Annotated in this window: 20 protein-coding genes; 14 read left to right on the top strand and 6 right to left on the bottom strand. The window is 66.2% G+C overall.

The annotated features are described in order from the left end of the window. Nucleotides 1–31 precede the first annotated feature (31 nt). Nucleotides 32–877: a GNAT family N-acetyltransferase gene (locus NA11_RS13875; protein ID WP_069162278.1), complete on the top strand. Its 846-nt coding sequence runs from the start codon at nucleotides 32–34 to the stop codon at nucleotides 875–877. On the opposite strand, the gene NA11_RS13880 is transcribed toward NA11_RS13875, so the two are convergent. Then, the gene (locus tag NA11_RS13880; RefSeq protein WP_167837640.1) at nucleotides 867–2165 is read right to left on the bottom strand and encodes an FAD-binding oxidoreductase; all 1299 of its coding nucleotides are present in this window, start codon (nucleotides 2163–2165) and stop codon (nucleotides 867–869) included. The genes NA11_RS13875 and NA11_RS13880 overlap by 11 nt on opposite strands. A gap of 248 nt (nucleotides 2166–2413) precedes the next feature. On the opposite strand from NA11_RS13880, the gene NA11_RS13885 reads away from it, so the two are divergent. Together NA11_RS13885 and NA11_RS13890 are read left to right on the top strand one after the other, a co-directional pair. Further along, nucleotides 2414–3592: an alpha/beta hydrolase gene (locus tag NA11_RS13885; RefSeq protein WP_245745866.1), complete on the top strand. Its 1179-nt coding sequence runs from the start codon at nucleotides 2414–2416 to the stop codon at nucleotides 3590–3592. A 136-nt stretch (nucleotides 3593–3728) separates the two neighbouring features. Beyond that, nucleotides 3729–5759 carry a CocE/NonD family hydrolase gene (locus NA11_RS13890; RefSeq protein ID WP_069162281.1) on the top strand — a complete coding sequence of 677 codons (2031 nt, stop codon included), beginning with the start codon at nucleotides 3729–3731 and terminating at the stop codon, nucleotides 5757–5759. Between the two features lie 4 nt (nucleotides 5760–5763). On the opposite strand, the gene NA11_RS13895 is transcribed toward NA11_RS13890, so the two are convergent. From NA11_RS13895 to NA11_RS13910, 4 genes are read right to left on the bottom strand one after another with little or no spacing between them, the layout of a single operon-like run. Then, nucleotides 5764–6417 (bottom strand): TetR/AcrR family transcriptional regulator, encoded by a 654-nt coding sequence (locus NA11_RS13895; protein ID WP_069162282.1) that lies wholly within the window; start codon nucleotides 6415–6417, stop codon nucleotides 5764–5766. A gap of 55 nt (nucleotides 6418–6472) precedes the next feature. Continuing rightward, nucleotides 6473–7528: an ABC-2 transporter permease gene (locus NA11_RS13900; RefSeq protein ID WP_069162283.1), complete on the bottom strand. Its 1056-nt coding sequence runs from the start codon at nucleotides 7526–7528 to the stop codon at nucleotides 6473–6475. A gap of 58 nt (nucleotides 7529–7586) precedes the next feature. Next, entirely contained in the window at nucleotides 7587–8279 is a 693-nt protein-coding gene (locus tag NA11_RS13905) for an HAD family hydrolase (protein ID WP_069162284.1), read from the bottom strand. Then, nucleotides 8276–9514, bottom strand: a complete 1239-nt coding sequence (locus tag NA11_RS13910; RefSeq protein ID WP_069162285.1) for a cation:proton antiporter — start codon at nucleotides 9512–9514, stop codon at nucleotides 8276–8278. The genes NA11_RS13905 and NA11_RS13910 overlap by 4 nt, the downstream gene beginning before the upstream one ends. A gap of 299 nt (nucleotides 9515–9813) precedes the next feature. Here NA11_RS13910 and NA11_RS13915 point away from each other — a divergent pair, with 299 nt between their 5' ends. The 7 genes from NA11_RS13915 (at nucleotide 9814) to NA11_RS13945 (ending at nucleotide 18187) form a co-directional block, all read left to right on the top strand. Next, on the top strand, nucleotides 9814–10599 hold the full coding sequence (locus NA11_RS13915; protein ID WP_069162286.1) for an SDR family oxidoreductase: 786 nt from the start codon (nucleotides 9814–9816) through the stop codon (nucleotides 10597–10599). Between the two features lie 10 nt (nucleotides 10600–10609). Further along, a complete protein-coding gene (locus tag NA11_RS13920; RefSeq protein ID WP_069162287.1) occupies nucleotides 10610–11788 on the top strand; it encodes an acyl-CoA dehydrogenase family protein in 1179 nt (392 codons plus the stop codon). Between the two features lie 36 nt (nucleotides 11789–11824). Then, complete coding sequence (locus NA11_RS13925) at nucleotides 11825–13015, top strand: acyltransferase family protein (RefSeq protein ID WP_069162288.1); 1191 nt, start codon at nucleotides 11825–11827, stop codon at nucleotides 13013–13015. Between the two features lie 610 nt (nucleotides 13016–13625). Further along, a complete protein-coding gene (locus NA11_RS13930) occupies nucleotides 13626–14570 on the top strand; it encodes an L-tyrosine/L-tryptophan isonitrile synthase family protein (protein ID WP_245745867.1) in 945 nt (314 codons plus the stop codon). Beyond that, the gene (locus tag NA11_RS13935) at nucleotides 14567–15376 is read left to right on the top strand and encodes a TauD/TfdA dioxygenase family protein (RefSeq protein WP_084654605.1); all 810 of its coding nucleotides are present in this window, start codon (nucleotides 14567–14569) and stop codon (nucleotides 15374–15376) included. The genes NA11_RS13930 and NA11_RS13935 overlap by 4 nt, the downstream gene beginning before the upstream one ends. Nucleotides 15377–15395: 19 nt before the next feature. Next, the gene (locus NA11_RS13940; RefSeq protein ID WP_069162289.1) at nucleotides 15396–17243 is read left to right on the top strand and encodes an NAD(P)/FAD-dependent oxidoreductase; all 1848 of its coding nucleotides are present in this window, start codon (nucleotides 15396–15398) and stop codon (nucleotides 17241–17243) included. Nucleotides 17244–17248: 5 nt separating this feature from the next. Further along, entirely contained in the window at nucleotides 17249–18187 is a 939-nt protein-coding gene (locus tag NA11_RS13945) for a GlxA family transcriptional regulator (protein WP_069162290.1), read from the top strand. Here the strand turns inward: NA11_RS13945 and NA11_RS13950 are convergent. Then, nucleotides 18164–18898: a uracil-DNA glycosylase gene (locus NA11_RS13950; protein WP_439957071.1), complete on the bottom strand. Its 735-nt coding sequence runs from the start codon at nucleotides 18896–18898 to the stop codon at nucleotides 18164–18166. The genes NA11_RS13945 and NA11_RS13950 overlap by 24 nt on opposite strands. Nucleotides 18899–19137: 239 nt before the next feature. Here NA11_RS13950 and NA11_RS13955 point away from each other — a divergent pair, with 239 nt between their 5' ends. From NA11_RS13955 to NA11_RS13970, 4 genes are all read left to right on the top strand, one after another. After that, entirely contained in the window at nucleotides 19138–19581 is a 444-nt protein-coding gene (locus NA11_RS13955) for a GyrI-like domain-containing protein (RefSeq protein WP_069162292.1), read from the top strand. Continuing rightward, nucleotides 19578–20012 (top strand): effector binding domain-containing protein, encoded by a 435-nt coding sequence (locus NA11_RS13960; RefSeq protein ID WP_069162293.1) that lies wholly within the window; start codon nucleotides 19578–19580, stop codon nucleotides 20010–20012. The genes NA11_RS13955 and NA11_RS13960 overlap by 4 nt, the downstream gene beginning before the upstream one ends. Nucleotides 20013–20876: 864 nt before the next feature. After that, nucleotides 20877–22694, top strand: a complete 1818-nt coding sequence (locus tag NA11_RS13965) for a putative bifunctional diguanylate cyclase/phosphodiesterase (protein WP_069162368.1) — start codon at nucleotides 20877–20879, stop codon at nucleotides 22692–22694. Then, on the top strand, nucleotides 22691–23701 hold the full coding sequence (locus tag NA11_RS13970) for a GAF domain-containing protein (RefSeq protein WP_069162294.1): 1011 nt from the start codon (nucleotides 22691–22693) through the stop codon (nucleotides 23699–23701). The genes NA11_RS13965 and NA11_RS13970 overlap by 4 nt, the downstream gene beginning before the upstream one ends. The last annotated feature ends 12 nt before the right edge of the window (nucleotides 23702–23713 follow it).

A 23713-nucleotide genomic window follows, 5' to 3' on the forward strand; every position in this document is an offset into this window, starting at 1 on the left:
CAGTGGTTCTGCCCCTGGTAGGAATGCACCCATGCCGACTGAACCGAATCTTTTTGCTGGGACCGAGCTTTCGGCGCGGGTCGAGCGTGCCGAAAGATCGCTGATCGAGCAGGGTGCGCGCGCGGCCGCCGCGCGGGACCCGCAGCTGCGGGTCCTCACTCAGCCGCTCGGCAGCGGGCTCGCGGTGTGGGCAGGCCCTGGCTCGCCGTTCGACAAGGTCGTCGGCGTCGGCATGGACGGCGAATTCAGCGACCAGGAACTGGCCGCGGTGGAGCAGGAGTTCGCGGACCGCGACACCCCGGTGCAGTTCGAGGTGTCCACCCTCGCCGACCCGGCCGTGGTCGAACGCCTCACCCGCCGCGGCTATGTGCTCGTCGGTTTCGAGAACGTGCTCGGCCTGCGGCTGGCGCCGGGCAGGCAGGCGAACTCGGCGCATGGTGTCGAGATCGCGCCTGCGACGCCCGCACAATTCGACACCTGGTTGCAGGTCTGCGTCGACGGCTTCGCCACTCCGGACACCCAGGGCGTGCCGTCCAGTGAGGAATTCCCGCGCGAATCACTCGAGCACGCGATGGGCGATCTCGCCGCGACCACCGGCTTCAGCCGATTGATCGCACAGGTAGACGGTGTTGCGGCGGGCTCGGCCAGCCTGCGCCTGCACGATGGCATCGCCCAACTCTGCGGCGCGTCGACGCTACCGGCGTTCCGCCGCCGCGGCATTCAAGCCTCCTTGCTGGCGCATCGGCTCGCCACGGCCGCGGCGGCGGGCTGCGACCTCGCGACCGTCACCGTGCTGCCCGGCTCGAAGTCGCAGCAGAACGTGCAACGCCTCGGCTTCCAGCTGCTCTACGTGCGCACCATCCTCGTCAAGGCGTGAGCACCGTGTGGATGCGGTTCGCCGGATCCACCACACGCCGGATCTCGGCGAATTGCGCGTAGTTGTGGGCGTAGTAGCGCTCGAGCGGGTCACCGGATTCGAGGTAGTTGATATAGGCCCCCGCCGAGGCGGGCGCGACCAGACTGTGTGCTTCGGCGATCCACTCGGCGGCTCGCTCGTGCGGAATCGGTTGGTAGTTGCCCCATTCCACGAGGGCGGCATGCGCGCGCCACGGGAAGGCGGTCTCGGTCGGGCCGGTGTCGCGGATGGCACCGTCGAGCGCGTTGATCTGGACCCATCCGGTGCCGCCCGCGCGCGAATGCTTGGTGACCGCCTCCACGATCGCGGCGATGGTGTCCGCCGTGAGTTCGGTGATGACATCGGAACCACAGGTGAACGTGGCGCGCGGTGGGGTGCCGCTTGCAAGATGGGTGACTGCGTCCAAGTGGCTGAGGGACCGATATTCGACGTTCAGTGGTTTCGCCGTGTTGGTCATCAGCTCGACGGCCGCGCGCACGCCGTCCCTGGCGGGGCTGACCAGCTGGAGCCAGCAGGTCAGCCCGCCGCGCCCGTCGGCGTCGACGCTGACATCGGCCCACTGGTCGCGGCCCGCGGTGCGCAGCCAGTTCGCCCATCCGGCGATCACCTGAGCCGCCTGGTCGCCGGGAAAGGTCAGTTCCACAACGTCTTTCGGCGTTGCCGGGCAGGTGTGGTAGGTGAGCGAGGTGACGACACCGAGGTGGGCGCCGCCGCCGCGAACGGCCCAGAACAGATCGGGCCGGTAGGTCGGCGACACCTCGGTCGTCGTGCCGTCCGGCAGCACCATCGTCGCCGCGACCAGCCGGTCGCAGGTCAGGCCGTATCTGCGGGCCTCGAACCCGAGACCGCCGCCGAGGGTGAGCCCGGCGACGCCGACCATCGGGCACATACCCGCAGGAATGGTCTGCCCGTGCTTGTCGAGCTCGCGGTACACCTGCTGCAGCGTCATCCCCGGCGCCACCACCGCCATGCCGTCGCGGTAGGTCAGTCCCGTCAACCCGCGCAGATCGATGATCATCGCGCCGCTGGCCGCCGAGGCGCCCACGTAGGAGTGACCGCCCGCGCGTGCCGCCAGCACGACGTCGTGCTCGGCGGCGAACGCGACCGCGGTCGCGACATCCGCCGCCGAGGTGACCCGTACGACGGCCGTCGGCGCCGCGCTGTCGAATCGGGTGTTGAAGAGCTGCTTCGCCTTCGCGTAATCCGGGTCGCTCGCGAGGCTGACCGGGCGGCGCAGTCGCTGCTCCAAGCCGCCCCAATCCACGCCCGCCGCAGCGCGGCTGGATGTTAGCGGCGACGGCTCAGCACGGGCGATGCCGCGGTGCGCGGTACCGCCGAATGCCAGGGTTGTCGCGCCGATGCCGAAGGCGCCGCGCAGGAATACGCCGCGGGAGAGGTTGGTGTCGATCCATGCAGCGTAGGTCCTTCAGCCACTGGCCCTGACCTGCCGTGTTCGGTCGGCGTGCCATCGGCTCGCGCGGGGGTGATCGTGGGTTAATGGGGTACATGGTCATTCGGTGGCTGTGTGCGGCTGCGGCGGCGGTGCTCGCCGCGGTGATGGCGCTGTTCATTTACGTGATCATGGTGGTGCGGGTGCCCGCGCCGTTCGTGGTGTTGACGCACGTGGTGAGCGACTTCGGGCTGTACCTGGTCCCCGTTGGGCTCAGCGGATTCGTGTTGGCGCTGATCGCGTTCGCGCCGAAGGGACGTGTCCGGGTGCGCCGGACGGCGGCGGTCGCGGGGCTGGTGTGCCTGCTCGGCGTGCTCACTGCCGGTCTGCCGCTGGCCGCGTCGTGGGGGACGGCGATCCGCAACGATGCCAAGCTGTCGTTCCGTGACTATTTCGCCGGAGAGCGGAACGTCGGCGCGCCCGTCGAAGCGCTGAGCACCGCGTACAACACCATCGACGGTCAGGATCTGCTGCTGGATGTGAAGCTGCCCGCGGCGGCATCGGATCGCCCACGGCCCGCAGTGGTCTGGGTGCACGGCGGCGGCTGGGCCAACGGCGACCGCGGCGAGGCGCCGCTGTGGCATAAGTGGTTGACCGACAAGGGCTATGCCGTCTTCGCGATCGACTACCGGATGACGCCGCCACCGCGCTGGGATCAGGCGCCCGCCGATGTGAAGTGTGCCGTCGGCTGGGTCAAGCAGCAGGCGGCGAAGTACGGCGTCGACCCGGCGCGGGTGATGATCGCGGGCGGCTCGGCGGGCGGCAACCTCGCGCTGATGGGCGCCTATGCCGACGATCGCGTGCTGCCGAGCTGCGCGGTCGACGACACCAGGGTCAAGGCGGTCGCGGCGTTCTATCCGATGCCCGATCTGGCGGAGGCGTGGCGTGATTCCGGGCTGCCCGGCCGAATGCGCACCTTCCTTTCGGATTACACCGGCGGCACCCCCGATCAGGTGCCCGACCGATACAAGGCGGCGTCCCCGGTCACCTACATCCGCCCCAACGTGCCGCCGACGCTGGTCATGCACGGCACCCGCGATCATGTTGCGCCGTACCGGGGTTCGGTCGAGCTGATGGAGCGGCTGCGCCGAGTCGGTGTCGAAGGTCAGCTGCTCGCCGTGCCTTACGGCGAACACATCTACGATTTCACCTGGGGCGATTGGGGCACCCAGATGTCCAAGCACGTCTTCGGCACATTCCTCGCAAACCACTTCCCTGCCAACTGAATCGCGCACACCCGCGGGCGTACTCCCGAGTAACTGTGGCGGCGGTCACTGTTGTGCATTAAGCGTGACGCGCGTTACTGTAACGCCTCGTTAAGGGGAACGAGGCAGTTCCCCACTGTGGGAGGGTGCGCGAAGAATGCTCAGACGCCGACGTCCGATTCGGGCTCTTGCTGCCGCCGCGACCGCGTTCGCGCTGTTCTCGGGCGTGCTCGTGGCGTCGGGGCAGACCGCCGCCGCCGATCCGCTCGACGCTCAGCTCATCGCGACTCATCAAGGCCAACAGCAGTTTCCGCGGGTCTTCATCGACTGGGACGTGCCGATCACGATGAGCGACGGCACCGTGCTGAAGGGCAACGTGTACCGGCCCGCCGACGCCACCGGGCAACCGGTTGCCGCGCCGATGCCGACGATCGTCAATCTCACGCCCTACACGAAACTCATTGGCAACATCGCAGATTCGACCATGGCGGTGCCCGGCCTCGCCGAGCCGCTGATGCGGATACTGAGCAGCATCGACCTGTCCGCCTTCGGCATGGGCGGCATCAGCGACCTGATGCACGCGCTACCCGGCGGCGCGGCAAGGACTTTCGCCGTCGATCGCAACCTGGTGCAGAGCGGCTACACCCAGGTGGTCGTCGATGTGCGCGGCACCGGCTTCTCGCAGGGCACCTGGCAGGTGTTCGGCGATCGAGAGCAGCAGGACGGTGCGGAAGTGGTGGATTGGGCTGCCGCACAGCCGTGGTCCAACGGCAAGATCGGGATGAGTGGCATCTCCTACTCCGCGATCAACCAGCTGCAGACCGCCGAACGCAGGCCAGCCGCGCTGCGCGCGATCTTCCCGATCGTGCCTGGCAGCGACCTGATCCGCGATGTCGCCGCGCCCGGCGGCGCGCTCGGCATCGGGTTCATCCCCGAGTGGCTGCTCGCGGTGAACGCCACCAAGCTGCTGCCTGACCTGATGTCCATCCTGAACGGCAAGTTCGACTGGGTCTGGCTCGCCGACCGGGTGCGCGATCCGTTCACCTTCTTCAATCTCGTCATCGAGGCCTTGGCGACGCCGAGCATCGAACAGATCAAGCCGGAGATGCGGACCCTCCTCGACGAACAAAGCCCGGTGCGCACCGCGTTCATCGGCAATCCGGAGCGGATCGAGGTGCCGACCTTCATCTACGGCGGCTGGCACGACATCTTCACCTACTCCTCGCCGCGGGTCTACAACGCGGTGAATGTGCCTGCGAGCCAGAAGAAGCTGGTGATGGGCGACACCTACCACGTCAGCACCGGCTCCGGCCTCGGCGTTCCCGGTGCGCCGCCGGCACTGGACGTGCTGCAACGGGCCTGGTTCGACAAGTGGCTCAAGGACATCGACAACGGCATCGACGGCTACGAGCAGGTGCACCTGTGGCAGCAGGGCGGCGGCTGGACCACCGCCCCGTCCTTCCCGCGCCCCGGAATGGATTACCGCCGTATGTATTTCGACGCGGCATCGTCGGGAACCGCGCCGGGCAGCGCATACGACGGCAGCCTCGTCACCACGCCTGGTGGGCCTGCACGCGTGACGGTGGCGCCCGGCCTGTCCACCTTGTGCTCCCGCGACGCGGCGCAGGGCACCGCAGGCATCCTGTCCGCGTTCGATGCCTGTGCGAAGGACGCGCGCATCAGCGAGATGAACGCGCTGACCTTCACCAGTGCGCCGGTCGACCGGCCGACTCAAGTGTCAGGGCCGATCGCCGTCCACCTCAACACGGTGCTCGACGCCACCGACGGCTACTGGACGGTGACCGTGAACGACGTTGCGCCGGATGGTCGTTCGACGGTATGGAGCACCGGGCAGCGCACCGCGTCGCTGCGCGCGGTGAACGAGGCCAAGTCGACGCGCTCGCCGAATGGTGATTACACCGACCCGTACCCACCGCTGACGCTGGAGACCAGGCAGCCGATCGTGCCGGGGCAGCCGACCGTCATCGATATCGGCCTGTTCGCCACCGACGGCGTGCTGCAACCCGGTCATCGGCTGCGCATCGACGTGTTTGCGGGCAACTTCCCGAGCAGTATTCCGTTGCGCCCGTTGTTGAACGAGAGCGAACTCAAGCCGCAGCATCTGCAGCTCGACCCGAATCAGCCGAGCTGGGTGAACATTCCGGTCGCCGCGGGCACCGGGTGGTGAGCGGTCAGGCGCCGGATCCCAGCAGTGCCAGGGCCGCTCGGTTGAGCGGGTCCGCCAGCTCGGGCAGCGCCTGCGGACCTGACTCGATCAGCACGGCCCGCACCCGGTCGTCGATGCCGCCGATCAGTACGTCGACCAGGCGCAGGTCGGGCACGGCCGCGAGCTCGCCGTTGCGCACGCCGATGCGGGCCGCGGCGAGCATGCGGTAGGCGAACAGCCGGTGCATCTTGGCCCGGTGTGCGATGAGACCCGGTCCGGCGGCCAGGGTTTCGATGTGCAGCGCGCGGGCTGCGGCGGGCTCGGCCACCAAGAAGTCCAGGTACGCGATCAGCGTCGTGCGCACCAGATCGCAGAACGCGCGTGCGCCGGACTCGGCGACGACGCGATCCAGTTCGCGCGCCACCACCTCGACCGCGAGATCGAAGGCGGCGGTGAAGCACTCTTCCTTACTGTCGAACAGGGTGTAGAACGTGCGCCTGGCCACCTTGGCGCGGCCGACGATGTCGGCGAGCGTCGTCGGGCCGTACCCGAGCTCGGCGATCGCCTCCAGCGCGGCGATGCACAGCCGCTCGCGCTGCGAGGTGGTCACCTCGTCGCGGCTCAAGCGGTGCGGACCCCGCGGAAGCCGTCCAGGAGCACCGGTGGTCAGGACGTTCATAGTGACGTCGAGTGTGCCACACGGAAATTCCGGTCCCTGCTGTCCGGGTCGCCGACTATTTTCCTGCGGTGTGCGCGCTGTCGAGTGCCCGCCCGCCGGGATGGCGTTCCCGCCAGATCCAGAACACCGCGCAGCTGATCAGCGCCCAGCCCGCGAGCACAAGGAACGGGAAAAGGTGTTGGTGCGCACCGAAGTACACCGCGGTGTGCTGGGCATTCACCGACGCGCCCGGCGGCAGCCAGCGCCCGATGTGGCCGAGCAGCGACGGCAGCAGCGGCCACGACACCGCCCCGCCCGAGGACGGATTGCCGAGCAGCACCATCAGGCCCCAGGTCGGCAGGATCGCCCACCGCCCGACCATGGTGTTGAACATGGTGAACACCATTCCGGAGGTGAACATCGTCAGCGACAGGATGAACCAGGATTCCGCGAACGGCAGCCGGACCGCGCCGAGCACCCAATCCACCATGGCGGCGATGGCAAGGCCGCCACACGCCGAGTACGCGAGGGTGAATCCGATCCGCTCGGCGGGATTGAGCGCGGCAGCGTGCACGCTGAGCTGGGTCGCGCCGATGAAGCCGATGACCACCGCGGCCAGCGAGATGTAGAAGATCGCCAGCCCGTGCGGGTCGCCGCGTTGCAACGGCACGATGTCGACGACCGCCACCGGGATGTTCGCCGCTCGGCTCACCGTGGTTGCGGCCTCGGTGAGCAGTTGCGCGACGGATTGGCCGGACGCGCTGGCGATCTCGAGTCGCACGCCAGGCGGGTGCGCCGTGACGATGGCGAAGACCTGCTGCTCCTCGACGGCGGCGCGGGCCGCCGCCGCGGTGTCGTACTCGTGCACGGCAGGCGAATCGTCGAGCGTGGGGGACAGCCGGGCCAGGAATTCCGAGACCGGCGGCGCGTGCGGTGGCCCGACCACGGCGATCGGGAGCTGCCGTGGCGTCGGATTCGCCAACGCGTAGGTGTAGGAGCCGGCGAACAGGCCCGCCGCCGCCGCGACGAGCAGCACGAGCACGGTCGCGGGGAAGTACGGCGAGGTGCGGACCATGGTCAACCACTCGGCGCGCGTGCGTCGTCGCTCATGCTGTCCCCGCAGGTTGGGCATCCCCGCAGACTAGGCCCTACCAGGCTGGATGCTGATCGGCCACGCCGAAGGGGTCCGCTCAGCCCGGCAGTCGGTCCGCGGGGTAGTCGTCGAGTGCGCGGTCGGCGTTGCCGACGATGACCGGGTGGCCGACGAGGTCGAACATGGCGATGTCGGAGTGGTGGTCACCGAAGGCCGCGCAGGCCGACAGGTCGATACCGGTCTGTGCGGCGTAGCGGCGTAATGCAGCGGACTTGTCGGCGCCGACCATCGTCTCGACGACTTCGCCTGTGTAGAAACCGTTGTGGACTTCCAGCACAGTGCACAGCACGGCGTCAGTGCGGAGCAGGGTGGCGAGGGGGCGCAGCGCGGCGTCGAACGAGCCGGAGACGAGCACGATCCGGGTCCCGGAACTGGCGAGCTGCTGGATGCGTTGGCGCACAGCGGGATTGAAGAAACCCGCAGTGGCGATGCGTGCGGTGCACCAGGCGCGGCCGACGCGATGCACCTCGGCCACCTCGCGACCCGCCCACAATCGGTAGAACCACCGGTGAGAATCGCTGCGGCTCATGCCTTGTGCCCGCAGCGCGAAGAACTCGCGGATCGTTCCCGGACCGTCGACCTCGGGAAAGCGCTCGGCGTCGAAGGCGAACAGGGACAGGAAGGTGATGTCGCGGACCAGGGTTTCGTCGACGTCGACGAAGGCGGCGGGAATCGGCAGCCTGGTCGTAGTCTGTTGCGCCCGCAGGGTTTCCAGTGGACCGCGACTCATGACGCGACGACCTTGGTCGGCTCGGCGGCTTGCACGAGGAACTGGCGCTCCTGCGAGGTCACCCCGAACAACTTCAGCATCGGCGAGGTCATCGCGGTGGTCACCAGTGCCATCACCACGAGCATCGAATACAGCTGCCCGCCGATGAGCCCGATCGACAAACCGACGTTGAGGATGATCAGTTCGGTCAGCCCCCTGGTGTTCATGAGGCTGGCCAGCGCCCCCGCTTCCTTGCGCTCGATACCGGTGGCGCGCGCGGCCAGATAGGTGCCGCCGAGCTTGCCGAGCAGCGCGGCAAGCAGGATCGCGAGCATCTCGCCGATGCCTGCGCGGTCGATCGAGCTGAGGTCGACCTGCAGTCCCGCGATCACGAAGAAGGCGGGCAGGAAGACCGAACTCAACAGTTGCGCACCGGTTTCCACGGCGGGACGGTGGCCGCGCGGGAAGATGACGCCGAACAGGAAGGCGCCGAAGATCAGGTGCAGGCCGATCCACTCGGTGGCCGCGCCCCACAGCAGCGCGCCCGAAACCGCAAGGAAGATCATCGTATTGACGGTGGTCGGCGCCGTCGACCGCCCGATGCGGGCGAGCAGCGGCCGCGCGATCCACCACATGGCCGCGACCAGCGGCACGAACAGCAGCAGTCGCCACTGCTCGTTTGCGCCTGGCCGCGCGACGCCGATGACGATGGCGAGCACGGTCCACGCCAAAATATCGTCGATGGCCGCGCTGGCCAAGCTGAGCTGCCCGATCCTGCTGCCCATCAGGCCGCGATCGTGCAGGATGCGGGCCAGCACCGGGAACGCGGTGACCGCGAGCGCGCAGCCGATGAAAAGGGCGAAGCTCAACTGGTTGTCGCGTTCGTGCCTGGACAGCACGGCGACCGCGACGATGCAGCCGAGGACGAACGGGACGACGTAGGCGGACAGTGACACCGCGCCGATCACGCGGCGGTTGCCGTTGAACGAGCCGCGGTCGATCTCCAGCCCGGCCAGGAACATGAAGATCATCACGCCGACATTCGCGAACGCGCTCAGGTAGGACCGGATGTCTTGTGGAAAGACCATTCCGGAGAGGTGTGCCCCCAGAATTGTGGGCCCGGCGATAATTCCGGCCGCGATTTCTCCGATCACCGCAGGTTGACCGAGGCGCTCCGCGACTCGGCCCAACACGCGCGCTGCGGCTGCGATGAGCACCAGATCCAGTAGCAGGAAGACGATTTGGTTACTCGGCAACGTTCGCTCCGTTCGAAAAGGGCATGCTTGTGGCCGCCCGTGTCCTCCGTCGGAGCCGACCGAGTAGACCCGTCCGTCGCAGATTCCCGGTTAGACTCCCGACTCCCCGGGTACAACGATAACGTGCGACTCTGACCGCGGCGAGTTCCCTGTGACACTCGGCACAACATCGCGAATCCGGTCAACCGTGCTGGCGGAAAGTTGTACCTCCCTGTCGTGGATCGCGCTGGTCAGAGGCTGGTCCGACCGAACATACTTCGAACCTAGGCTCGAGTTGCCCCAGTGAGGGGAGGCACTAGTTGTTCGAAGGTAAGACGGTTCTGATCACCGGCGCCGCAACGATTATCGGCACCGAAGTGGCGCGCGTATTCGCGAACTATTCCGCAGACATTGTCCTCGGTGATATCGACGAGGACGGCGGCCGGCGCGCGGCGGCCGAAATAGGAGACCGGGCGGTGTTCATCCCGCTCGACATTCGGAACGATGAATCCATCGAGAAATTTATTGCGCAGGCCGCCGGGAATACCGGTCGGATAGACGCTTTGGTGAATATCGCCTGCCTCTATGGCGACGACGAGACGACCGACGTGCGCGCCCAGTGGCTCGACGTGCTGAATACGAATATCGTCGGCACCGCGCTGATGTGCTACGGCGCGCGAGCGTATTTGAAGGAATCGGGCGGCGCCATCGTGAACTTCACCTCGCCGAGCGGCCACGTCGCCCAGCACGGCAGGCTCCAATATCCGGTGAGCAAGGCCGGGATCGCCCAACTCACCCGCAGTCTCGCCCTGGCGTACGCGGCGGACGGGGTGCGGGTGAACAGTGTGTCGCCCGGCTGGACCTGGTCGCGGGTGATGCACGACATCACCGGCGGCGATCGGGCACGCACCGATGCCGTAGCGGCAGGCTTCCACATGCTCGGCCGTGCGGCCGACGCCGGCGAGATCGGCGAGGTTGTCGCCTTTCTCGCTTCGCCGAAAGCGAGTTTCGTGACCGGCGCGGAATGGGCCGCCGATGGCGGCTACACGGCGCTCGGGCCCGAACAGACGACCTCGGCGATCGCCCTACTGCTGCAACAGAGTTAGGAACACGACGGTGAACAAAGACACGTTATCGGGCACTGAACTGCTGGCCGCTGCCCGATCGGTAGCGCCCAAACTGGCCGAACGCCGCAGCGAAATCGACACGGCCAGGCGCATTCCCGACGATATCGTCGAACTGTTGCGCTCGCTCGGCATCTACCGCATGTGCTTCAGCGCCGACCACGGCGGGCCAGGGCTGACCTCGTTGGCGCAGCTGGAGATCGTCGAGGCGTTGTCCTACGGCGACACCGCGACCGGCTGGTGCGCGATGATCGGCGCGGCCACCGGCATCTACGCGGGCTACCTGAACGAGCAGGCGGTCGCGGAACTCATACCGTCGCTCGACCTGGTCACCGCGGGACTCATCTTTCCCGCGGGTCGGGCCGAGCGGGTGCCTGGCGGCTATCGGCTGACCGGACGCTGGAAGTTCGGCAGTGCGATCACCCACGCGGATCTGGTCATCGGCGGCGCCTTCGTGTGCACCGACGGCAACATGGACTTCACCCCGGCGGGCAGACTGGTGGTCCGGATCTTCTTCATGCGCCGCGATCAGGTCGAGGTGTTCGACACCTGGGACACCACGGGTCTGCGGGGGAGCGGCAGCAACGATTACGCGGTCGAGAATCTCTTTGTCCCCGAGCATCATTCGTTCGACTTCGGCGAACGAAAAAGCGGCACAGGCAAATTAGCCGAGCCGGAAGCACTGGCCCGCATCATGCCCGGTGTTCCGCTCGGCATGGCGCGCGCCGCGCTCGACTATGTGCGCGATATCGCCGCGGGCAAGGTCATCGCCGCGACCGGGCAGAAGTGGGCGGACAACTATCGCGCACAGTACATCCTCGGCGAATGCGAGATGGAGTACATCGTCGCGCGCAGTGCGGTGGTGGAAACCATTGACACGCTGTGGGATTCGTTAGACGAGGAGCGCTTCGCGAACCTGTCGCCCGATGCCCGCATCAGCACCGCGCTCGCTCGAACGCATGCGTTCCGCGCCGCCCGCCGGATCATCGCGCGCCTGTGTGAGCTGGTCGGCACCGATTCGATCTACAAGCCGAATCCGCTCGATATCTGGCAGCGCGATATCAACACCATGGCGACGCACATCATCGCGCACGACGCCGTGATCCAGTCCACCGGCGCTTTCTTGCTCGGTGGACAACCAGAATTCCCGTTCGTGCTCGGCCTCGGCTGAGCCGAACTTTGTTGTACTAAGAGGGGAAGTAGTGCAGTGGACGTAGACAATCGGCCACGGCTGCCGTCGCTGACCGGGCTCCGGTTCTTCGCGGCACTCTCGGTATTCATATTCCATTCGATGTTGCCGAACTCGCCCATACCACCCTTTCTTCCGGTCAATTTCTTCGCGGACCCCGATCTCGCGCACGACAGCGCGGTCGTTGTCGGCAAGCTCGGGTTCCTCGGAGTTTCCTTCTTCTTTATTCTCAGTGGATTCGTGTTGACCTGGTCGTGGCGGGCGGGATCGAGCAGGCTGCTGTTCATCAGGCGCCGGGTCGTGAAGATCTTTCCGAACCACCTGACCTTGTGGGTCGTCTGCATGGTGTTGTTCGCCGCGGCGATCACACCGTGGAAGTCGTGGCTGCCGAATCTTTTCCTGGTACACGCATGGTTCCCGCAGAACTACATCAACGCCGGTGTCAATACGCCGTCCTGGACGCTGTCCTGTGAGTTCCTGTTCTACGTATTGTTCCCGTTCGTCGTTCCGCTGATACTCAAGATTCCGGCAAAGTATCTCTGGTACGGCGCTGCGGCCATGGTCCTCGGTATGGGCCTGATCGAACTGGCGAATGTCTATCTGATACCAGGCTCGGCGAAATCCGAGTTGACTCCCATTCCGGTGCTCCAACTGTGGTTCGGGTATCTGTTCCCGCCCGCGCGGCTGTTCGAGTTCTTCCTCGGCGTCTTCGTCGCGCGCATCGTTGCGGAGGGCCGCTGGCTCCGGCTGCCGATCTGGGCCTGCCTGCTCGGCTGCCTCGCCGGGTACCTGGTCGCCATGTACACCCCGTTCGTCGTCGGGTTCTTCCTGGCCACCGCCATCCCGCTGGCCCTGCTGATCGGGTCGGCCGCGGTGTCGGACATCGAGGGCAGGTCGCGGTTCCTGTCCAGCAGATTCGTCGTCTGGCTCGGCGATATTTCGTTCGCCTTCTACATATGTCAGGGGGTCGCACTGTTCTATGTCAGGCACCAAATGGGTGACGTGACATTCAGTGCGCCGATCGCGGTACTCGTGATCTTCGCGTTGTTCGTCTTGAACATCCTGATGGCGTGGGCGCTGCACAGCTTCGTGGAATCGCCGGCCATGCGCCACCTGGCGCGGCCGAAACCGAAGCGCAAGCCCACGTCTGTCTCAGCCGGTGCACCCGCCGAGCGTGGCGTTCCGCAGACGCAGATCGCGGGAGATTAGTTCCTATTTTTCACGATGTGTTCACCATGTGCGAACTCGGAGATCCGGTATGCAAGGCCGATCTCCGAGGATTGCAAAATGCTGATATGCGCACTGAAACTTGCTTGCAGGGTCACTCGAACAGAGTTACGATGATTACGTTATTAACGATCGGCGTGTAGAGATTGGGGGGCCGTTTTCCGGCCGCACGCGGGTGCAGATGATGTGCCGCGGTCAGCTGGCCGAAGTCATAGATCGACAATTCTTCGGTGCATGCTGTTCAGGCGACTGTGGAGCTGAGCGACAAATGAATCGCTCAATAGGCAGCGCGATGCTCGATGAATGGAGGCGGAGGGGTCCGCAACCTTCATTATCGAATTGAATGCAGCCGATGTCAGCTTGGATCCGAATATTGATGTCAACGACATGCGGTGACCAGGCGATATTTTCAGTACAGGTGCTCGGACGGACACGGGCGGTATGCCATGCGGCGAACCGTCTACTTACTGATCCGGCCGTATCCGTCCGTGCTGTCATAAGTCACCGAAAGGTAGTTATGAGCACAACCGTCGGTAGTAGTTCTGAATTCGTACATAGACATCTCTCGGAGCCGACGTCGCCTCCGATTCCAGTGGCCGCCGAGGCGGTCGCGACGGGCGTACTCCGCGTCGTCTTTGCCAGGCGACGGTGCGCCGAACCGGATACGGTCTGCGACGTCATCGCCTGCGATGAGTGTTTCGCGCCGCATCTGAAGAAGGTGATCGGTTTTGTCGAGGCGGGCAAGCCGGTGCACTTCGTGATTCCCGCCTTTCCGGCAAAGTCGCGTAATCGTCGCAAAACCCTTGGGCGACTGCCGGATATGGCTGAGACGTTGGCGATCGAGTCGCTGCAGGGGTTCTGCGATCAGGTCTCGGCGGTCTATGCCCCCGGTGCGATCGTGACGATCTGTTCCGACGGCCACGTGTTCAGCGACTCGCTGGAGATCCCGGATCCGCATGTCGACGAGTATGCCGCTGAGCTGCGCCGGGTGATCCGGTCCACTGGCGGCGGCTCGATCGGCTTGTACGGGTTGCGTGATGCGATGCCTGGTCTGTCGTGGGATGAGCGGCGTGCTCGGCTGCTCGAGGAGTTCGCCACGAGTATCGACTCGATTCGTGAGTCGGTGAAGACGGATCCGGCGATGCGGCGGATGTTCAACGGGATTCACCGGTTCATGGTGGAGGACAACACGGCGTTGATGCCGGAGTTGAGCGCGACCCAGCGGCGCAACCGGTCGAAGGAGACCGCCTATGAGGTGGTGCAGCGCAGTCAGGCGTGGAGCAGGCTGGTCGCGGGCGTGTTCCCTGACGCGGTGCGGTTGTCGATCCATCCGCAAACCCATCACAGCGACAAGATCGGCTTCCATCTCCTGCGCACGCAGGACAACTGGCTGACTCCGTGGCACGGTGTCGTGCTCGACGACGGCACGAAGTACACGCTGATCAAACGGGCCGAGGCGGAAAGCCTTGGCGCACGCCTGGTTTGGCGGAACAGCCGCCCGAGCCATTTCGTCACCGCACCTCGAGGAGCATCATGACAAGCAGCGTCCGCCCGGCTCCGCTGGACGGTATCGATCTGGAGCCGTTCGCCCGGATCGTGACCGCCGAATCCCCCGGGCAATCCCTGGCCGATCTGCCGATCGAGGATCTGCTCGAGACCGTGCTCGCCACCAAGGTGACCGTGTTACGTGGCTACGGTCTGCTGAACAAGCTTGAGCTGGAGCGGTATTGCCGTGCCGCGGGGGAGTTGTTGGAGTGGGATTTCGGCACGATCCTGGACTTGGTGGTTCGGGACGATCCGCAGAACTACCTGTTCGACAAGGGTGATGTGCCGTTCCACTGGGACGGTGCGTTCGCCGCACGGGTGCCGCGGTTCTTCTTGTTCCAGTGTGTGCAGGGCAGTGCGCCGGGTGCGGGTGGGGAGACGGTGTTCTCCGACACCACTGAGGTGTATCGCGAAGCGCCGCAAGAGCTCAAACAGCTCTGGGCACGCACCACGATCACCTATCGGACCGACAAGCTCGCCCACTACGGCGGGCTGGCCAAGTGGCCACTGCTCGGTACGCACCCGGCCACCGGCGAGGTGACGATTCGTTACGCCGAACCTCTTGATCCCGCAAAGTATCTCAACCCGCTCTTCCTCACCCTCGAGGGGATTTCCCCGGAGGACGGGGTGCGGGTGATGGAGGACCTGCGCGAGCGATTGCACGATCCGCGCTATTGCTATGCCCATCCGTGGGAAACCGGCGACATCGTCGTCGTCGAAAACCATGCTTTGCTACACGGACGCAACGGATTCAGTGGATCCGCTGAGCGCCACGTGCAGCGAATCCAGATCGTCTGAGCGTCGAAAGGCACGTGACATGCCAACACCCATCACCGAAATAGCTACCGAATACGACGTGGTGATCATGGGCGGCGGACCCGCCGGATCGACCCTCGCGGCGATACTGTGCCGGGAGAGCGATCTGCGAGTCGCCGTCATCGACCGAGAAGTGTTCCCGCGTGAACACATCGGGGAATCCGGCGCGCATCCGCTGGTGCCGGTCCTGCAAGCCAGTGGGGCACTGGAAAAGGTGCTCGCCAGCCAATGCTGGATTCAGAAGTTCGGCGGAATCTACCAGTGGGACAACGATCGTCCGTTCGTGTCGTTCTTCGAGCACGCCGACTATCTGGTCGACGGGATCTATCGCTGGTCGATTCACGTCAACCGGGAGGAGTTCGACACCGTCCTGCTCGATCACGCCGAGGACAGCGGCGCGCACGTCTTCCAGGGCGTTCGCATCACGAAATTCCTTCCTGGCGACGGGTATACGACCGTTGTGCTCGAGGACGGCACGGAGCTGCGCGCCGGGTACTTCGTGGACGCGTCGGGCCGGGCGAACTCGGTGGCCGCGCGTGGATCGCAGCGGGACAAGCAGTGGCTCTCGGAGTACCGCAACATCGCGGTGTGGTCGCACTTCCGCAACTGCATCCCCGCACAGCATGCCGCCGGCGAGTGGAATATGTTCCGGGAGAACAACTTGTCGCCCATCTACGCCGTTGCCTTCGAGCACGGCTGGGTCTGGTACATCCCGACACCGCGACTGATCGACGGGGTGCGCGAGAATGTCTGGTCCATCGGCATCGTGACCAACCCGGACTCGCTGGCCAGAGTGGATCTGCGCGATCCGGAGATCTTCCGCAAGACGATCCATTCGATTCCGGTGCTGCGTGATCTGATCGTCGATGCGGAGCCGATTCGCCCGGAAATGCTGACGGCGACGAACTATTCGCGGATCAGCGATCACTTCGGGTCCTTCGACGAGCGTTGGCTCGCGGTGGGGGATGCGTCGTATTTCGTGGATCCGTTGTTCTCGTCGGGGATGTCGTTCGCGGTGACTCAGGCGTGGGCGGCGGCGTTGGTGCTGCGCAAGAGTTTCGATGCCTCGGTCGACGAGCAGACCAAGCGGGATCTGTGGCGCGACTACGACGTCGAATGGCGAGGCATGGCCGAGACCTGGGCCCTCAGCATTGACCAGTGGTACCACGAGATCTCGCGCACCCACCCTGACAGCATGTACTGGCAGGGTCAAAAGCGTGGTACCGCACTCGGCAACGCCACCGAGGGCACCTTCCAAGCGTTGCTGAACACGGCGCTGGTCCCCGACCTGCTCAACGTGATGACCAACGGCAGCCGGGATCCACGCGATCTGGCCACCGAGGGGCCCTATCTCACCGCGCTCACCGCGGCCGACGCGGTGGAACTCGGTGCGGACGACTGGATTTCGCTGGCGCCGCAGACGCGGATCAGGTCAGGGCTCGGTGCGGATATGCCCGGCTTCAAAGGCATGTCCCCACCGTTCGAGGTGCCGCAGGAGGTGCGCGACGGACTCGGCCGATACTGGCTCGATCCGATCGCCAACGCCGATTCGGCGCCGGAGCCGCTCGCCGACGCGGTGCCGTGTCACCGCTTCTACTCCAGCGCGGACCCCGAGGTCGAGGTGCGCTGTCTGGAACGCGACGGCGGACAAGAACTGTGGGCCGCGCTCTCGAACGGTCCGGTGCGCTGGGCGGAGCTGGCGCCGACGCTGTCGGTATTGCAGGGCCGTGCGCTCAAACGATTGCTCCGCGCGGGCCTGGTGATTAACGAGACCAACGCCCAGCCCGATAACCCGGTGGGGGATGCCGAAATTGGGGCGGGGCTCGGCCAAGGGGGAGAGCAAGGGTAGTTCCTATGAGGTCAGTGGCGGTTCTAGCGGTCGACGACGTCATACCGTTCGACCTCTCGGTCCCGATCGAGATCTTCGGCCGGGCCAGGCTGGAAGATGGCACCGCGGGGTACGACGTTCGTGTCTGTGGCGAGAATTCCGATGTCTCGTCGAGGTTTTTCGCGATTTCCGCGGTGCGGGACATCGAATTCCTCGACGAGGCGGACACGATCATCGTTCCCGGCTCACTCAGCTATCGTTCGGCGCCGTCACCGAGACTGCGGGCTGCCCTGCGCCGCGCCCACGAGCGCGGCGCACGGGTGGCCTCGATCTGCCTGGGGGCGTTCACTCTTGCGTCGGTCGGATTGCTCGATGGCATGCGCGTCACCACGCACTGGATGGCGGCCGCCGAACTGGCTTCCGACTATCCGCGGGTCCGGGTGGATCCGGCCGTGTTGTTCGTAGACAACGAAAGTGTGCTCACCTCAGCGGGTGCGGCCGCCGGATTGGACCTGTGCCTGCACATGGTGCGCAGGGACTACGGGTCGGCGGTGGCGGCCGAGACCGCACGTCTTTCGGTGATGCCGTTGACCCGCGACGGCGGCCAGGCGCAGTTCATCGCGGATCGCCCGCGGTCCGAGGCCGACCAGAAGTCGATCAATCCAACACTGGAGTGGGCCGAATCCGTGCTCGGCACCCGAATCACCGTGTCGGACTTGGCCGCCCGCGCAGGCGTGAGCCAGCGCACGCTGATCCGGCGTTTCAACGAACAAGTCCGGATGACACCCAACGAATGGTTGCAGACCGTCCGGGTGCGCAAGTCGCAGGAGCTGCTGGAAAAGACCGACGCCACAATGGAAAACATCGCCCACCAAGCAGGCTTCGCCTCAGTAGCCGCCCTACGCAAGGCTTTCCGCAAAACCACCGGCGTCACCCCCCAGTCATACCGCAAAGCCTTCCTCTGACCCGCCGATCCCTGCGGCATCGGCCGCCGTACGCAGCACCTCTTCGACCATGGCTGGGGTGAGTCGGCCGGTGAAGGTGTTTTGTTGGCTTACGTGGTAGCAGCCGAACAGGTGTAGGGGTGCGCGGCCTGTGTCGGTGGGGGTTAGTTGGGTGTGGGCGCCGTGGGTGAACTTGGGGCGGGGGCGGGGGATGGTCCAGCCTGCGTCGGCGAGCACGGGGAGCAGGGCTTGCCAGCCGAAGGCGCCGAGGACGACGACGGCGCGGAGGGTCGGGGTGAGTAAGGCCAATTCGGTGCTGAGCCAGTGGCGGCAGCGGTCGCGTTCGTCCGGTGTCGGCTTGTTGTCCGGCGGTGCGCAGTGCACGGGGGCGGTGATGCGGACGCCGAAGAGGCGCAGGCCGTCGTCGGCGTGCACGGCGGTCGGTTGGCTGGCGAGGCCGACGGCGTGCAGCGCCGCGTAGAGCACGTCACCGCTGCGGTCGCCGGTGAACATCCGGCCGGTCCGGTTGGCGCCGTGCGCGGCGGGAGCCAACCCGACGATCAGCAGTCGGGCGTCGTCCGGGCCGAATCCGGGAACCGCCCGTCCCCAATAGGTTTCGTCACGAAAGGCGGCGCGCTTGTCCCGCGCGACCTGCTCGCGCCAGGCCACAAGCCGCTCGCACGCGAAGCAGTCCGCGACGGCTGCGTCGAGCTCGGCAATGGTGCGGCACACGAGATCCATTCGACCACAGCGCCGGTGCCGCTCGACAGGTCATTTGTCCAGTTCAATGCACGTCCTGAGTACGGATAACGACCAGGACATGTGATCGTTGCCACCCCGCCCTGCTTGATAGCATGGCCTTTCTGACCGACCGGATGCGGGCTTCGCCCGAAGCTCGCTGCGCTCGCCGGGCGGGGCCGCTGTGTTCATCTGGGGGCTTCGCCCCCGGATTCACCTCGAAAGAGTTTTCCATGCAGTTTGACATCGTCGAGCGGGACGAAACGTGGGTTGCCGGATTGCCGGTGCGCAGCCCGAAGCGTGCGCTCGGAGAACTGCGTGACCACGACCTGGAGGCCGCGTGGGCCGCCGTCTTACATCAGGAGCTCGGCGGCCCGCTGGCCAGCGCCTACACCGACTACACCGGCGAGCTCGGCACCTACAACACCCAGATCGTCGGCTATGAGTGCGCGTCCTTCGGCGATGTCACTCGCGGCCATCTGGTGGCCAGGCTGCCGCGCGGCACCTATGCGAGATTCGCCTCGGTCGGTAACTTCCCGCAGGTGATGACCGACCTCTGGACCCAGATCGCGTACGCCGAGGAGCACAACCAGATCAAGCGGACCTACACCGGCGACTTCGAGTGTTATCCGCACGCCTACAAGATCGAGCTGTACCTGGCGGTCGACGCCCGATGAGTTATGCGATCGCGGTGCGCAACGAGGCGATCTACGGCGGCCTGGTGGTCCCGCGGGTGCGCCCGAGTTTCAAGGTCAGCAACAGCGACCTGATCGAGTTCCTGAAGGACCGGCTGCGCGACCGGAAGGGCGCGGATCGGCCGATGTTCACGGTGTACGTGCCCGACCCGGCAGGCAACTACAACGCCGTGGTCTGTTTCGAGTACCGCGAGCCGGAGGCGGTGCCGATCGGTGACGTGCTGGTGCGGGTGCCGAAGGGCGTCTACGCGCGCTTCGCGCCGAACGGGGACTACCACGATCCGGTCGAGGATGTGTGGGCCCAGGTCGACGACGCGACGGCCTCGGCGGAGATCACTCGCGCCTATCGTGAAGAGATCGAGATCTGGCAGGGTCCGGACACGGTTGAGCTGTTCATCTCCATCCTCGTATAGCTTGCTGTTGGTTAGCTGCACTAGAACCAACCGGTCTCCTGGTTATCTAGCTGAACCGTAAGAAGGGTTCTGACCAGGAGGGATTTGTGGAGATGCCTCCAGTTTTCGGAAGATTAACCAGACGTCTGGTCAATTCCTGCCGGATGACGGATACTGCCCTAGGCAAAGTCGTCCGGAAGCAGGGTTTCGGACGGGGATGCCGACCCCGGATCGACCACCGCGCTGGCATGCGGAGCAACGGAGTAGGAACAGTATGGCTGTCGAGGCGATCGCAGTCGTCCCGAGAGAATTCCCCGGCGGAAGGCTGCGGCTTCGGGACGGTCAGGCCATGGGTGCCTCGCGCACCGCGGCCGCGCCGCTACGGGTTGCTGGTCGACGCGACGCGGCGGTTGCAGGTCATTTCCCGCCCTGCGCCGATTCCCATGATCGCTACCGGGCCGGTCCGGTCTGGTGGGATAATCGTCGACATCGGCCAATTGCCGATGGATTGCACGGCTCGCCGATTCGAGCCGACGAAGCACGGACGCGCAGTGTCGGAGACCGACCCCGGAGCGGTGGGGTGACGGATGGGTGATGACAACAGCCGAAAAGCGCGACTCCCCAGCGCAGCGGCACCGACTTTCGTGGATCCCCTGGATAGACTGGCGTCGCTTCGTTTCTCGGACCTGCTCGGAGAACCCGAGCATGAGACCATGGCGTTGGTGCTATGCCTGAGCGATTCGGCTGCTGCCCGGGTGCGGAATCGGCAGCCCGGTAGCAGGCGGCGTCCGATGCCGGGCGTGGACACCCGTGGATAGCGTGATCGGAGACAAGGTGCCTCGGCGGACGCTCGACTCATTGGTGACTCAGGTCGCCTCCGAGCTGATGGGCGTCGACGCCACGAACATGGCCGAGACGACCGAGCGGGTCCTTGCCCAGCTGGTCGAATACTTCGACGTCGACTTCAGCTACGTGCGCCACACCGACCGGGAACGCCGGGCGTCGGTGCTGATCGCCGAGTGGCCGCATCGGCCGCAGGTGCCCGATCCGGATCCGCTGGAGGTCGTCTACTTCGAGGGCGCCGACCCGGTGTTCCGCGCGTTCGAGCATGCGACCGAGCCGATGATCGCCCGCCCGACGCCCGAGTTCGCCGATTATCAGGAGACGATGCGCCGGGCCTCCGGCATCCCGGTGGTCACCACCGCCGCGGTGCCGCTGCTCTCGCGCGGTGAGTCCACCGGCGTGCTCGGCTTCATCAAGACCGGCGACCGGGAGTGGAGTACCCGCGAGCTCAACGTGCTCAAGGCGATCGCCGCGCTGTTCGCGCAGCTGCAGGCACGGGTCGTCGCCGAGGAACGGCTGCGCTACATCGCGCTGCACGACGACCTGACCGGGCTCGCGAACCGGCGCGCCTTGCTCGAGCACATGGAGGAACGCCTCCGGCCTGGCAGCCCCGGCCCGGTGGCGGCGTTCTTCCTCGACCTGGATCGGCTCAAGGCGCTCAACGACTTCCTCGGGCACACCGCAGGCGACAACTTCATCCGCACGCTGTCCTCGCGCCTGCGTGAGCATCTCGATCCCGACGACATGATCGCGCGCCTCGGCGGCGACGAATTCGTCATCGTGCCTGCCAAGCCGATGGACGCGGTGGCCGCCGAGGAGGAGGGCACCAGGATTCAGCAGCTCATCGGGCGCCGGGTCACCGTCGGCGGTGAGTCGGTGAGCCGGGCCGCGAGCATCGGTGTCGCCGTCGGCATTCCCGGCGAGACCACCGTGGCCGACGTGCTGCGCCGGGCCGATCACGCACTGCTCTCGGCCAAGTCGGGCGGCGGCAACGGCGTCGCGGTGTTCACCGATGCGATGCGGGCCCAGTTCGAGCTGCAGGACGATGTGGAGCTCAACCTGCGCGGCGCGGTGTCCGACGGGTCGTTGCTGCTGCACTATCAGCCGGAGGTCGACCTGCGCACCGGCCGGATCGTCGCGCTGGAGGCGCTGGTCCGCTGGCTGCATCCGACGCGAGGCCTGCTGCCGCCCGCCGCGTTCGTCACCGTGGCCGAGGCGACCAACCTGGCGGGCGAGCTCGGCCGCTGGGTGATCAGGTCGGCCTGCGCGCAGTTCGCCGAGTGGCGCAGGCGCGGGCTCGCGGCGAATGTCGTGATGCGGATCAATGTTTCGCCGGTGCAGTTGGTCAGCCTCGATTTCGTGGAGCGGATCGAAGACATCCTGCGGTTGTTCGGCATCGACGGCAGCTCGATCTGCCTGGAGATCACCGAGCACGTCGTCGTGCAGGACCTGGCGCGCACCCAGGTCACGCTGCGCGGACTCAAGCGGATGGGCGTGCAGATCGCGATCGACGATTTCGGCACCGGCTACAGCTCGCTGTCGCACCTGAAGGCGCTTCCGGTCGACGCGGTGAAGATCGACCGCGGTTTCGTGCAGCGGCTCGGTGCGAGCACCGACGATCTCGCGATCGTGAAATCCATTATCGGCCTTGCCGGTTCGTTCGGCCTCGGGGTAGTCGGCGAGGGCGTCGAGACGGCGGTGGCCGCGCGCACTCTGGTCGGTCTCGGTTGCTATCGGGCACAGGGCTTTTTGATCGCGCGGCCGATGCCCGCCGATGAGGTGGAAGCGCATCTTGCGGTGGGGCGCATCCCGCTCGATCTCGATCTACCGCGTGCGAGTCGGGGTACGGCCGGCATATGACCGGCGATCATGCGTCGGAAAGCCCACCGTCCGAACATGATTGGCTGCTGATCGAAACGCTGGAGCGGGCTGCCGACGGGTCGCCCTCGGTGCCGACGCTGGTCGCCGACGGTCCTCGGGTCAAGGACTGGGTGAGCCTGTTGCGGCCGCGCCGGGAATTGCATGCGGCCGCACCGCAATGGATCGAGGAGGTCGTGCGGCGCTGCGTCGCGACGGCCGAGCCGATCAGCAACTGCGAGAGCGGATTCGCGATCGTCGGTGTGCCCGTGCGGTGCGCGTTCGGCGAGGTGCACGGGGTCCAGGTGTGGGTGGGGCCGGTCGACGCGCACCCGGCGCCGCGCCCGCGCGTTGCGGCATGGGACTGGGTCGCCGACACCGAATTGGCCCACCACGGACCGGGTTTGGAGGAGTTGATCTTTGCCAGGGCGCCGCAGGAGGTGCGGGTGATCCGGACACCGCCCGAGGCGTTCGGCCGGATGGTGCGGTTCGACGGACGGCTCGACTACTTCGACATGGTCGGCAAGCTCGACGGCCGGCACCAGAGCGCCGTCGACATGATCGGCGACGACGACGTCGTCCGCAGCTTCCAGATGGTGACCAGGGCCGACCCGGTGGCCCGCCGGGTGCGGGCGCTGATGCACGAGTGCACCGACGTCGCACCGGCTCGACCCGACGTCGACATGACCATGCTCCGCGCCGTCGCCCAGCGCGCCGACGACGGCGTCGGCTTCGTCTGGCTGAGCACCGGTCTGATCTACGAGTGGACCCGCATCCCCGCCCCGCCCTTGGACCGCTGGGCGGTCGAGCGGCCGACCGTGCACCCGGACGATATCGAGGAGTTCCGCACCGCCTGTGCGGATCTGGCAGGCACCACCGCCATCGAGCTACGCCTGCGGGTGCGATTCCTCGACTCCGAGTGGATTCCGGTGCGCGCCGAATTGCGGCCGGTCGTGGTCGACGCGAGCGGGCACGGGCTGCTTCGGGTCTGGGCGGAACCGACCGACTGAAAATACGGACAA

This window comes from Nocardia altamirensis NBRC 108246, assembly GCF_001612685.1.
Taxonomy (GTDB): Bacteria; Actinomycetota; Actinomycetes; order Mycobacteriales; family Mycobacteriaceae; genus Nocardia; species Nocardia altamirensis.

What these genes read in the sequence shown, in the direction of transcription:
- NA11_RS13905 (WP_069162284.1), bottom strand. Translation starts at nt 8,279, where the DNA reads ATGAGTCGCGGTCCACTGGAAACCCTGCGGGCGCAACAGACTACGACC.
- NA11_RS13895 (WP_069162282.1), bottom strand. Translation starts at nt 6,417, where the DNA reads ATGAACGTCCTGACCACCGGTGCTCCTGGACGGCTTCCGCGGGGTCCG.
- NA11_RS13960 (WP_069162293.1), top strand. Translation starts at nt 19,578, where the DNA reads ATGAGTTATGCGATCGCGGTGCGCAACGAGGCGATCTACGGCGGCCTG.
- NA11_RS13875 (WP_069162278.1), top strand. Translation starts at nt 32, where the DNA reads ATGCCGACTGAACCGAATCTTTTTGCTGGGACCGAGCTTTCGGCGCGG.
- NA11_RS13890 (WP_069162281.1), top strand. Translation starts at nt 3,729, where the DNA reads ATGCTCAGACGCCGACGTCCGATTCGGGCTCTTGCTGCCGCCGCGACC.
- NA11_RS13940 (WP_069162289.1), top strand. Translation starts at nt 15,396, where the DNA reads ATGCCAACACCCATCACCGAAATAGCTACCGAATACGACGTGGTGATC.
- NA11_RS13885 (WP_245745866.1), top strand. Translation starts at nt 2,414, where the DNA reads ATGGGGTACATGGTCATTCGGTGGCTGTGTGCGGCTGCGGCGGCGGTG.
- NA11_RS13945 (WP_069162290.1), top strand. Translation starts at nt 17,249, where the DNA reads ATGAGGTCAGTGGCGGTTCTAGCGGTCGACGACGTCATACCGTTCGAC.
- NA11_RS13955 (WP_069162292.1), top strand. Translation starts at nt 19,138, where the DNA reads ATGCAGTTTGACATCGTCGAGCGGGACGAAACGTGGGTTGCCGGATTG.
- NA11_RS13935 (WP_084654605.1), top strand. Translation starts at nt 14,567, where the DNA reads ATGACAAGCAGCGTCCGCCCGGCTCCGCTGGACGGTATCGATCTGGAG.
- NA11_RS13970 (WP_069162294.1), top strand. Translation starts at nt 22,691, where the DNA reads ATGACCGGCGATCATGCGTCGGAAAGCCCACCGTCCGAACATGATTGG.
- NA11_RS13965 (WP_069162368.1), top strand. Translation starts at nt 20,877, where the DNA reads ATGGGCGTCGACGCCACGAACATGGCCGAGACGACCGAGCGGGTCCTT.
- NA11_RS13900 (WP_069162283.1), bottom strand. Translation starts at nt 7,528, where the DNA reads ATGCCCAACCTGCGGGGACAGCATGAGCGACGACGCACGCGCGCCGAG.